Origin of the sequence: Parasegetibacter sp. NRK P23 (assembly GCF_023721715.1) — a bacterium.
In the GTDB taxonomy this organism is placed as follows: Bacteria; Bacteroidota; Bacteroidia; order Chitinophagales; family Chitinophagaceae; genus Parasegetibacter.
This window is the reverse complement of sequence record NZ_JAMDLG010000001.1, coordinates 1,471,803-1,483,612: the sequence shown is the minus strand read 5'-3', so window position 1 is coordinate 1,483,612 and position 11,810 is coordinate 1,471,803. Positions and strand designations below refer to the sequence as shown.

10 protein-coding genes are annotated in these 11,810 nt (G+C 49.1%); 6 read left to right on the top strand and 4 right to left on the bottom strand.

Annotated elements, in window-relative coordinates; genetic code table 11:
- Positions 1–21 precede the first annotated feature (21 nt).
- Positions 22–855, bottom strand: coding sequence for a dienelactone hydrolase family protein (locus M4J38_RS05900; RefSeq protein WP_251758612.1), 834 nt, complete (start codon positions 853–855; stop codon positions 22–24).
- A gap of 87 nt (positions 856–942) precedes the next feature.
- Complete coding sequence (locus M4J38_RS05895) at positions 943–2,367, bottom strand: sodium:alanine symporter family protein (RefSeq protein ID WP_251758611.1); 1,425 nt, start codon at positions 2,365–2,367, stop codon at positions 943–945.
- A 264-nt stretch (positions 2,368–2,631) separates the two neighbouring features.
- On the opposite strand from M4J38_RS05895, the gene M4J38_RS05890 reads away from it, so the two are divergent.
- From M4J38_RS05890 to M4J38_RS05880, 3 genes are all read left to right on the top strand, one after another.
- Positions 2,632–2,799 carry a hypothetical protein gene (locus M4J38_RS05890; RefSeq protein ID WP_251758610.1) on the top strand — a complete coding sequence of 56 codons (168 nt, stop codon included), beginning with the start codon at positions 2,632–2,634 and terminating at the stop codon, positions 2,797–2,799.
- A gap of 352 nt (positions 2,800–3,151) precedes the next feature.
- Entirely contained in the window at positions 3,152–4,255 is a 1,104-nt protein-coding gene (locus tag M4J38_RS05885; RefSeq protein ID WP_251758609.1) for a sensor histidine kinase, read from the top strand.
- Between the two features lie 9 nt (positions 4,256–4,264).
- Positions 4,265–4,996, top strand: coding sequence for a LytTR family DNA-binding domain-containing protein (locus tag M4J38_RS05880; RefSeq protein WP_251758608.1), 732 nt, complete (start codon positions 4,265–4,267; stop codon positions 4,994–4,996).
- Here M4J38_RS05880 and M4J38_RS05875 read toward each other — a convergent pair.
- Positions 4,991–7,996 carry a lantibiotic dehydratase gene (locus M4J38_RS05875; RefSeq protein ID WP_251758607.1) on the bottom strand — a complete coding sequence of 1,002 codons (3,006 nt, stop codon included), beginning with the start codon at positions 7,994–7,996 and terminating at the stop codon, positions 4,991–4,993. The two genes, M4J38_RS05880 and M4J38_RS05875, sit on opposite strands and share 6 nt — an antisense overlap.
- A gap of 158 nt (positions 7,997–8,154) precedes the next feature.
- Here M4J38_RS05875 and M4J38_RS05870 point away from each other — a divergent pair, with 158 nt between their 5' ends.
- The 3 genes from M4J38_RS05870 (at position 8,155) to M4J38_RS05860 (ending at position 10,754) form a co-directional block, all read left to right on the top strand.
- Positions 8,155–9,312, top strand: coding sequence for a BamA/TamA family outer membrane protein (locus M4J38_RS05870; RefSeq protein WP_251758606.1), 1,158 nt, complete (start codon positions 8,155–8,157; stop codon positions 9,310–9,312).
- A 121-nt stretch (positions 9,313–9,433) separates the two neighbouring features.
- Positions 9,434–10,321, top strand: a complete 888-nt coding sequence (locus M4J38_RS05865; RefSeq protein WP_251758605.1) for a PHB depolymerase family esterase — start codon at positions 9,434–9,436, stop codon at positions 10,319–10,321.
- 73 nt (positions 10,322–10,394) lie between these two features.
- Entirely contained in the window at positions 10,395–10,754 is a 360-nt protein-coding gene (locus M4J38_RS05860) for a hypothetical protein (protein ID WP_251758604.1), read from the top strand.
- A gap of 1 nt (position 10,755) precedes the next feature.
- On the opposite strand, the gene M4J38_RS05855 is transcribed toward M4J38_RS05860, so the two are convergent.
- Positions 10,756–11,784: an LLM class flavin-dependent oxidoreductase gene (locus M4J38_RS05855; RefSeq protein ID WP_251758603.1), complete on the bottom strand. Its 1,029-nt coding sequence runs from the start codon at positions 11,782–11,784 to the stop codon at positions 10,756–10,758.
- Positions 11,785–11,810 lie beyond the last annotated feature (26 nt).

The following is an 11,810-nucleotide window of genomic DNA, read 5'->3' as shown; positions in this document are numbered from 1 at the left end:
CATAAAAACTGCAGGCTGAAATTATTTCAGCACATCTTTAAAGAAGGTCCTCATATCCTGCCAGGAAGCGCTATCCGCCTTTGCGTTGTAGGCGATGGGCAATTTGAATTGTTTCCCTTTCTCTGTAGCCGCAGGATTGGTAAAAGCATGCGTGGCGCTATCATACACTTTGAATGTATACGGAATACTCAAAGAATCGAGTTGCTTTTTGAAAGTAACCACTTCTGCTTCCGGCACAAAGGGATCAGCGCCGCCGTGGCAAACCAGGATGGCTGCTTTTGTAAGTTCCTTTGAAGGCGCTGGTCCTGCCAGGCCGCCATGGAAGCTCACTACTCCGTTCACGGGTAATCCAAGCTTAGCGCTGTTCAGTACCATAGCGCCGCCGAAGCAATAACCGATGGCGGCGGTACGTGTGGTATCGGCCTGCGGATATGTTTTTGCTTTAGCGAGTGCGGCTTCCAGTCTGGCTTTCGCCATCTGCGGATTGGCATAAAACGGACCAGCCATGGCACCAGCGGCGGCAGGATCAGCGGCGGTTTTTCCTTCACCGTACATATCCACCCCTACGGCGAAATAGCCGAGTTCTGCCAATTGTTTGGCGCGTCCTTTCACGTATTCGTCCAGTCCCCACCATTCAGGTACAATGAGTACGATGGGCTTTTTAACGGAAGAATCACTTCCATAAGCAACTATACTGTTCATAGTTACCGAATCGGCCTGGATGGCAACGGACGCTTCAAGTATGGTTTCCTGTTGGGTGGAGTCGGCGCTTGCTTCTTCCGGGTTCGCCTGATTGTTACAGGCGGCGAGAATTAGCGTGGCGAAAACGGCGATGCCGGTAAGGCAATGTTTCATGGTCGTATTTTTATAGATTGGTTTGTAGAACGTAATAACAACAATGGTGGCAAAAAGATCAGAACAGCGCTGCTTTTTATTTGAGGCTTAACCTTCCCATTCCGAAGTGTTGGTTATACCCAGCTCTTTCGGTTTGAACACCGGATCTTTGCCTGCTCTTTTTTGCGTTGCATAATCTTTCAGGGCTTTCAATGCGGGTTTCTGCAACAGGAATATCGCTATGATGTTGAGCCATGCCATTACCCCAACGCCGATATCACCAAGCGTCCAGGCCGTGGCGGCTGTTTTAACGGAACCATAAAATGTGGCGGCGAGAATAAGCAGGCGAAGCGCGTTTGTTTTCCAGGCCGCGGAGCCTTTTTTATTCAGGTAACTGAGGTTGGTTTCCGCGATGTAATAATAGGCCATAATGGTGGTGAAAGCGAAGAAGAGCAATGCGAACGCCACGAATCCGCCGCCGATGGCGGGAAAATGTTTGGCAATGGCGTATTGCGTAAATGCGGGACCCGTTTCCACGCCAGGCATGTTTTCTACCAGAAAACCTCCTTCGGGATTCACCACATTGTACTGCCCGGTAAATAAGATCATCAATGCCGTGGCCGTACATACAAAAAGTGTATCCACGTACACGGAGAAGCCTTGTACCAGTCCCTGCTTTACCGGGTGACTCACTTCCGCCGCCGCGGCGGCGTGGGGCGCGGTTCCCTGCCCGGCTTCGTTAGAGTAAATTCCCCTTTTGATTCCCCAGGCGATCGCGGAACCGAATACACCGGAGAAAGCCGATTCAAGGTTGAACGCCGACTTTACGATAAGAGAAAATACCGCGGGAACTTCTCCGATATTGAGCCCTATCACGATAAGCGCCATTAAAATATAGGCGCCCGCCATAAAGGGGACCACAAACTCCGCTACTTTTCCGATCCGTTTCACCCCGCCAAAAATGATCAGCGCCAGCAGCAATGTAACCGCACCTCCCGTAACCGCGACCGGAGTGCCGAACGCGTTGTTCATGCTTTGCGCGATACTATTGCTTTGCACGCCAGGGAGAAATACCGCACAACTCAATACCGTTGCGATGGCGAAAACAAGCGCGTACCACTTAATTCCCAATCCCTTCTCTATATAAAAAGCCGGCCCTCCTCGGTACTGACCATCCTTAACTTCTTTATAAATCTGTCCCAGTGTCGCTTCTATGAAGGCGGAAGCCGCACCCAGAAAAGCGATGACCCACATCCAGAAAACAGCGCCGGGACCTCCCATCGCTATGGCGGTAGCAACGCCTGAAATATTCCCCGTACCTACTCTTCCCGCAATGGCCATGGCAAAAGCCTGAAAGGAAGAAACCCCTTTGTCGGATGATCCGCCGCCAAAAAGCAGTCTGACCATATCTTTCAGGTAACGCACCTGCAAAAACCGCGTAACAATAGAGAAATAAATACCGGCACCCAGACAAAGAATAATGAGCGCGTTGCTCCAGATGATGTCGTTGATAAACGCTAAAACTTTTTCCAAAATTTAATGCTTTGCGAAAGTGATCGTAAAAAATGAAATATAAGAGGCCTCAAGTTAACTTTTCCTGCTCTTAGTTCTCTCTATTATGTACAAACCTTGCCTTTTTTCATATAATTAGCATTTCTTTTTATATGTTCCATCCTGAACCGGGGCTAAGGGAAATATGTAAAAAGCCCATGTTCAAATGCAGAATACGCAAATGGGTGTAAAAGTCTCAGGCTGCTTTTCAGATCGCCCTACTTTAGAACTCTAAAGCAGTGTAAGATGAAAAAACAAAAAAGCAATCTGCTGAAATTTGAGAATAAGGTGTTGTTTGTATTCAGAGAAAAGAAGTCCCGGCAACTAAATTACACTGGTGACATTATGGATACCACCACCACGGTTACCACTACCCACCCAACCACCAGCCTCGCAGGAGGACGTCCTTTTTAAGACTTTTAAGCTACTTCATATACTTATCCGTTAGATCTTATCCACCACTTCTAACCTTATCGCGCCAGTAAACGGGGCACCTGTGGTTTCATAGTTCTCAACCGGCGGCGGAAAATGAAACCGGAAAAGCAGGAAGTCTCAATTGGCACAGGCATATACAACACGTTGCCGGCTTGTTGTTCAAACAATAACTTGTGAGTTGTATATGCCATTTTAACTTTAGTTTCATTAGCCGGCCATATATCTTTTTGAGAATTTGCCGCATTGTCCTTAATTTAAATAAGTGTTGTACAGAAACTTAGCTTACTTTAAGTCTGTTCAACACTTATTTTTCATTTAAGCGGAAGGATATATGGCGGTTCAGCGTCTGGAGAAGGATATTCTGAAAAAGGCAAGAGGAAAGCTACTCCTTTACCATGCCGTTGCATGGTCGGTATTCATTGCGTATGAGGTGGGGATGGTTTATGTGCAGGGCGGCTATCATTTAAACTATAATATCACCTGGGGATTTATTATTCCATATATCATTAATATTTCCTTTTTCTACATCAACGCGGCGCTTTTGGGTTGGTCCGTTAAGAAAGGTAAATGGTGGGCCGCCTTTTATCTCATCACCCTACTGCTGCAATGGGTGGTCTATTCCGGTTTTATGACTGCAAACAACTGGTTTTTTCTTTCAAAAAAAGGAGAAAGCTACGTCACGTATTTAAGAGGGGCTGACCCAACTATTATAATAAGGCACTCCTGGCGGTTCATTTACTTCACGCTTTTCAGCTGTGCCTTCTGGTATACCCGACGTTTCTTTCAAAACCTCCAACGGCTCCGGGAAACAGAAGCAAGGGCTTTCCTGCAGGAGCAGGCGAAAGCCGAAATGGAGGTGCAACTGGTAAAAACACAGAATGCCTTCCTTCAATCGCAGGTAAACCCGCACCTCATTTTCAACGCACTCAACTTTATTCAGAATGAAGTTCGGGAGGCCTCTCCAGAAGCGGCGGAATCGGTGATCACCCTGGCCGATATCATGCGCTATTCGCTCAACGGAACAAAAGAGGACGGCAGCGTGTTACTGGAAGAGGAACTGGAGCAAATCGGAAACCTGATCCGCATCAACCAGGCCAGGTTCAGCAACCGGCTGCACCTTCAGCTGAAAATAACAGGGGATATCACCGGGGTACATATCATGCCGCTCATACTCATTCCATTGGTTGAAAATATGTTCAAATACGCGGAGTTGATGGATGCGGATGACCCGGCACGAATCCTGATTAAAATGGAGCACGGAAAGATTATTTTTGAAACCAGGAACCGGAAGAAAACCACGATTCAGTACAAAACACCCGGGATTGGCATCAGCAATCTCAGGGAACGACTGGAAGCCCGCTACTCCGGAAAGTTTACGCTTGAAAGCATGGATATGGACGATCATTTCCAGGTAAAACTGGAAATCACACTTTAAACGAACAAAATGGCCACCACCTGCTATATTATTGACGATGAACTACACGCCATTGAAACTTTAAAAGCTTATATCGAGAAAACACCGGGCCTGGAGCTCATCGGATCCAGTACCAACCCCCTCGAAGCGCTGGCGCTCTTCAGGGATAGCGGCAAATACGCAGATATTACTTTTCTTGATGTGGATATGCCCCAACTACAGGGAACGGAAGTGGCCGTGCTATTGGGCAACAATACGCAGATTATCTTTACCACAGCTTATCAGGATTACGCGATAAACGGATTTGAACTTGGCGTGAGCGATTTTTTACTGAAGCCGTTTCCTTATGAACGTTTTTTGAAAAGCCTGCACAAAGTGCAGGGATCACTGAAATTGAAACAACCTGAAGTACCACGCAACAGCACACTTTTCATTCAGACGGAAGGCAAGGGAAAGATCGTAAAGCTATTCCATGACCATATCCTTTACATGGAGAGCAAAAAAAACTACCTCTCCGTTGTAACGCAGGAGAAGGCGTACCTGACTTACCTGAGTCTCTCTGAAATGGAATCAGAACTACCAGGTCATTTTTTTCGCATACACAAGTCGTTTATACTGAATACGGACTTCATCAGTCACATTGAAGGCAATGATGTATTCCTGGAAGGTATCCCGGAACCATTGCCCATCGGCGCGAGCTACCGGGATCACTTTTTCAGTTTTGTAAAAGAACGGCTGGTAAAAACGAAACGCAATTCATGATGGCCGCTGCCTGAAAGCCCTTACGGTGAGGTGCCGGTACAGCATAAAGTAAACCAGCATTTCATAATAACGCTGGTTGCTGCTGAACAACCTGTTGATGTGCATGTGGACAATATCCGCCGCAAGGCTGTTGATATCAGGCCCCCCGGGTGGAGAGAAGCTCAGCTTAACCAGAAGAAAATGTACATTCTGCCCCACACGGTCAAAATCACGCATGGTCTCGTTCAGTACCAGGGCTTCTTCCAGCGCGGGCTGCATGGTCCGGTAGAGTTTTTCCGCTTCCGTCCTGAATCCTTTAACACCACCATGTTCCTGGTAAAAAGCCTCAAAGTTCTTTTTACAGAAATCTGTTTCTTTTTCCGTAGAGAAGCCGAAATAACCCAATAACCGGTTGGCAAAACTGACGCCTTCCACTACCGTCTCTTCTTCCCTGTATCCCGCGACGGCAGCTTTCTGAAGATACCTTACCACAATGTTGCTGCTACAATGGAACAGCGCTTCCACATATACGATCAGCGCTGCTGAATAGCGCTCCAGTTCCCGCTTGTACACATCCGTTTGGAAACGGTGCACCAGCTTGGAAAGGTAAAGCTTGTGCAAACAATGATTGAACAATTCAAATACCTTTCCCTGGTTCCGTCTTTCTGTTTTAAGACGGATGCGCAGGTGGTGCTCAGGATCATTGTAACGCAACCAGAACCACTGCTGAACGAGTCCGGTCCTTATACTTTTCTCTACGATCGGCAGCAGGTGCTGCAGCAAAATACCATCAGCGGAAAGCGGGTGGCAGTAGACTTTAAAATAGAGCCAGTTGCCCGTATCTTTTGGGGTAACGGGCTGCTTTCTGTTTTCGGTTAACGGAATCTCCTTGTAGGAAGGTTCATCCAGGATAAGTGTGGCGATATACTGCCCGATCAGTTCGGTTCCGTCCTCCGTTTTGATCAGCGATTCCTGTGGGTAGATGAATTCCTTTAACGCAACTTTCCGCATGGGTTTTATTTCAATTAACAAAGCGCTGACTTCCGCATCAAGGTTCAAATCATACACAATAAAATTATCATGGATGGTAAGCGCGACATACCTTGGAAGATGAATTTCGGCACAGAGCTGACGGAACAATCGAATCCTGTTTGATGGATCAGCATTGGCAAGGGGTGCCAGCTCTTCTTCGTACAGGTGCCACTCCGCAAGGTGGATGATGCATGACCTGTAACGCACACGCGGGTAGAACTTCAAACCCGGAACAGCCGATGAAAGGGACAAACTGAAGCTGGTGGTCAACTGTTGCGATTGAACATCGCAGAGAAACCGGAAGATAGGAAGTGAGTTTTTCGTATAATTATATGCTGATGCAAGTCTTGGTATTACGGGCTTCCCCAGTTTCCTGGAACGCAGTACAACAGTGTTGTCCACTACGGAAATCATAAGGTCAGCAAGCGGTATTTGCCGGTTACCCGGAAGGGTGGAATTGGTAAGCACCGGTATTTCATACCTGCGCAGGTGTTGCCGCCTGTTGATGTTGGCGGCATGTACGTTACAGAAATGCGCGATCTCCGCGAATACCACCCCCGGGTTCATCTCCTGTTCATGGCGGGCCACTTCTTGCGCAAATGCTTCTATGGAAGGAATACAGGAAAATCTTCCGGTCATTTGCAAGGCTGATGCACCTCCGGCGCTTTCGATGATAACCTGACCATCTACTACGCGGAACATGACGGCAATACTGGGTGGCAAGGGATGTGAATTATTTTCGGAGGAAATCTCTTTAAGATGGTCATTCGTTATTGCTACTTCTCCCAGGCCGGTCAGCTTTCTTTGCTGCATCCACTCATTCATCAGCAACGCCGCCAGGTTCTTTGGCTGGTTCTTCTTCGCTGTACGTGCGGCGGCAATATCCAATCCGAGGGAAGAAATAAGGACCTGGTTGCCCATTTCTCCAAAACTGCCATAACCTATGCCCAACTGCGGATCAAGCGCTTCCAGCAACGGTACTTCTTCCCGCTCGTATTGCGCGAGGAAAGCCTTGCGGAACTGCTCCAGGTCAGGTGAGGGCGTGTAGGATGAAAGCAGTTGCAGGCAATGCAATCCTTCCTTGATCTGCTGCTGGTACTTCATTGGGAGCCCGCCGGCAATTGCCTTCCGTTCAGCCACGCAATAAAAACTGGATTTTGGCTTTTGACCGGTATACGCTGAAAGTTTCGCGGCCGTCGCGCTCAGGAAAGCCAGTGAAGGGTGCCGGTTTTCCGTCAGCTCCCGCAATATTTTTTTTAACACAGGCTGTTGTTGCTCCAAAAGCGGTAATAGTTCCTGCGTATAATCATTACCAGTAATATTAGGGGCGGAAGCGCTTACCAGCAATTGCTCCGCTTCCAACTCCTTTATATAGTCGCTCACTTCTTCAGCGGAAGCACCGGTTTCAGACCTGATGGCAGCAGCCAGTGCAAGCCTTGAAATACCACGCTTCGCCAAACGCATAAGGGTTCGAAGCAAGCTGTTCCTGGGGGCGGCAACCAGCGCGAAACGCGCATCCAGCTCCGAAAACTCGCGCCGGATAAACCGGATATCGTTCCTGCCTGTAAATGCGCTCTGATTGATACGCAATTCCATAGCCTTGTTGGTATACCCCAGGGACGCCGCAATACCAGGTAATATCGAAAAATCAGGTTTCACATATAGAGAAGGGGAACGCGCTACAACAATTGAAGCAGTTGAAGCCGGTTGCCAGGAGGTAAGCGATACGGCCGCGAACATACCGAAGGGCGTGGAGCGGAACGATGCCCTGTTCGCATACTTCTGTACGGTGTGCCGCTCTTTTTCGGATAGTGTATCATACGCAAAACCTTTCTTGTGCAGCGCTTCAAAAAGAAGCTCGCTCGAAAGAAAAATCGCCTTCCTGAAAACCTCCGTATGCAGTAATGCGGCATAATCCATGTTTCCACGCTCCTTAAAACCATACAATGGCGTCCGGAGCACTAGCGACGGTAAAAATCTGTAGCTCATAACGGTTCTATTTAAAGGGAAACACCTTTAAAGTTAAAGCTGATACGGGAGTAGGTTCCAACTATTGATGCTGATCATGGTAAGCTTTCACAAACTATTTTCTGTTATCTGAAAAAAAATTCTACTCCCTATTTAACTACATTTGTTTCCTGACACCAATGAAAAGAAGTTTAAACATCCGCCTCCTCCCGGCAATTATTATTATCCTATGTATTTATTCCAAAGCATTCACGCAGGATACGGCAAAGTCAGGCAGGTGGCTGCAACGCCTTATTCAACGCTCCATTGCAGATACCACGCCTCCTGGTAAAGCCAGCATCCGCTTCTACCCAACCCTGGCTTACGCGCCCGAAACAAGTTTTGAATTCGGTATTTCTTCTTTGCTGTTGTACCAGGCAAAAAATGATACCCTGAACCGTTTGAGTGAAGTGAACGCCTTCGCGTTTTTTACATTGGAAAATCAATATGGGCTTTGGATAGACAACGCTTTGTACGGCGATAAGGACAACTGGTTCTTTCTGGGCAGAACACGTTTGCAGAAGTTCCCGCTTTTGTATTATGGTACCGGTCCGGAAACAGCAGGCGCACATCCCGCAATTGTGGATGGCAATTATATTTTACTGCGGCAGCGTGTATTGCGCAAGTTGCGCCGGAATTTATTTTTTGGTCCCGAAGTGGATTTTCAGCGCCTGAGCCGCTCGCGGTTTCGTCAGCCTGAAGCCGGACCACCGTATCCACTGCCGCAAGGCGCAGGCGGAAGCGCCAATCTGGGTCTCGGGCTTGCGTTGGTGTACGACAACAGACACAATGTGCTGAATGTACGCGAAGGTCTTTTTACTGAACTTTCGTTCCTGGAATACAATTCCGGATTCGGTAGCGATTTCGATTTCAGAAGCGTGAACCTCGACCTGCGTTCTTTTCACCCCATGGGCAACCAACAGGTGCTGGCCTGGCAGGTGAACGGTAATTTTATTACGGGAGATGCGCCGTTCAATCAGTTGGCGCTCCTGGGCGGAGATATGATGATGCGCGGCTACTACCAGGGCAGGTACCGTGACAAGAACCTGCTGGCCGCGCAGGCGGAATACCGCTGGTTGCCATTTCCATTCAGCAGGAAGTTCGGTGGTGTCGTATTTGGCGGATTGGCATCCGTTGCGCCCTATATTGATCAGTTTCGTTTCAGCCAGATCAGGCCCTCGGGCGGCGCAGGCATCCGTTACCTTCTTTTTCCGAAGAAAGATATTTTCCTGCGGCTCGATGTGGGTTTCACCAAAGAAGGACCCGGTTTTTACCTGTACACCGGCGAGGCCTTTTAAGCACCTCTGGCACTCCTGCAGCGGCCACGTGTCCGGTTCAGCCCCTGGTTTGGCCGTTTTATAGGAGCGCACTTCTTTCAACTGGAGATTCCTCCTAATTTGGGCGGATAAATCTCTTCCGATGAAGCATTTCCTTTTGTCCCTATTTATATTATTGAGCGCCCTTTTCAGTGTGGGTCAATCCGGTCCCGAGCAGAAACGCCTTTCCATCAACGGTACTGAACGCAGTTACCTGGTCAGGAAGCCCGTTGCGTTCACGGCCGGGAAACGTTATCCCCTAGTGCTCACCCTGCACGGCGGGGGTGGCAGCGCGCAACAGTTCGACAATAGCTACGGCTTTAACCAGGCGGCCGCCGAAGCGGGCTTTTTAGTGGCCTGCGCCGATGGCGTACCGGGAGAAGGACGACTTGCCGTGCGCACCTGGAACGCGGGAGGATGTTGCGCGGGCGCCATGGAAAAAAATGTAGATGATGTGGCTTTTCTCTCCGCCCTCATCGATAGTATGGTGAAAAACTTTAGTGCCGATCCCGGAAATGTATTCGTTACCGGGATGTCGAACGGGGCAATGATGAGCTATCGGCTGGCGGCGGATTTACCGGGAAAGATCAGCGCCATCGCGCCCGTTGCCGGGAGCATGTATTATAACGAAGCGAAGGATCCGGGGAACAGCGTACCAGTACTGCATTTTCATTCTGAACTGGATACCCGTGTGCCTTATAAAGGAGGAACGGGTATTGGGAAAAACTGGTTCCCTCCGGTGGAAGATGGATTGAAACGATGGGCTGGCTGGAACGAAGCCACTCAATCGAACGTGGAAACAGGAAAGAATTACACCTGCACCACGTGGACCGATGCCAAAGGAAAAACAATGGTGCAGCTCTACCTCACCAAAGATGGCGGCCACAGCTGGCCAGGCGCGAAAAAAACAAGGATACTGGGCGATGCTTCCTCCATGTCGCTGAACGCGAATGAGTTGATTATCGCTTTCTTCCGATCTAATCTGAAATAATACCGCAAACAATCTCTTATTGATAACAACACGTTTACGTCGGCAGACCAGGACGTTTTCAAAAACAAAAACCATGAAAAAAATCCTCACGGCACTGTTTATTCTAATTTCCGCAGCAGCCTTTTCTCAGGGCAAAATGAATGAACAGCAAAAAGAAGAATTGAAAGCAAAAATGCAGGAATACCGCACCTCGCTGAACCTTACGGAGGAGCAAACGCCTAAAGTGGAGGCCATCAACAAAAAATATTTTGAGGGGCTTGCCGCACTCCGCGATTCCGATGCGGGCAAACTGGCCAAATACCGCAAACTAAAAGAGCTGGGCAAAGAAAAGGACAAGGAGATGAAAGCGGTATTGAACGCGGACCAATACAAAAAGTACCTTGCTTTCCAGCAGGAAATGAAAGAAGAGATGAAGGAAAAACGAAAGGGCTGATTTATTGCGCCGCCTTTACTGCAGGCGCCACTTCTTTGGCGAACAGTTCTATCGAGCGCAGTTGTTTTTCGTGCGGCACCGCGCCGGAAATGGTTTGCGCGAGGAACCGCGTATTGTTGAACATTTTATACTGCACAATCAGTTTAGAGGCGATCTCTTCCGGGCTGCCCACCAGTAACGGTCCATCCGGTGACCGCAGGTATTCGAATTGCTGGCGGCTCATGGGCTGCCAGCCTCTTTCCCTTCCGATCCTGTTCATCAGTTGCTGGTAAGTGGGCCAGAATTCATTGGCCGCCTGTTCGGAAGAATCGGCCAGGTGCATGTGCGCGTTCAGACAAAGCGGAAGCGCAGCCACATCGTGACCGGCTTTCTCCGCCGACTTACGGTATAGGTTTACCAATGGCAGAAATTGTTGCGGCATACCACCCAACATCGCGATGGTGATGGGAATATTGAGCGTACCGGCCCTTACTACCGAAGCGGGCGTTCCACCCACGGCGATCCATATGGGCAGTTTGGGTTGCAGGGGCCTCGGGTAAATGCCCTGCTGCCGCAGGCCGCTGCGGTGTTTCCCGCTCCAGTTTACGGTTTCGTTGTTGTTGATGGCCAGCAGCAGTTCCAGTTTCTCCGTAAAAAGTTCATCGTAATCTTCCAGCGAATACCCGAACAAAGGAAACGATTCTATGAAAGAACCTCTTCCGGCCATGATCTCGGCCCTTCCGCCCGACAACAGATCGAGGGTAGCGAAATTCTGGTAAGTACGAACGGGATCAGCGGAACTCAGCACGGTAACGGCACTGGACAACCGTATATTTTTCGTAACGGTGGCCACGCCCGCCAGCGCCACTTCAGGTGCGGAAATCATATAATCCGGGCGGTGGTGCTCGCCGAGGGCGAATACATCCAGCCCCAGCTCATCGGCCAGCTTTGCCTCGGCCAGGAGTTCCTGCATCCGAAGATGTGCGTTACGGGCCGAACCTGTTCCCTGATCTCCTGGTGTTTCACCGAAAGTGCTGATGCCGAATTCCATGCGCTGTAGCTTATACGATTGATAGA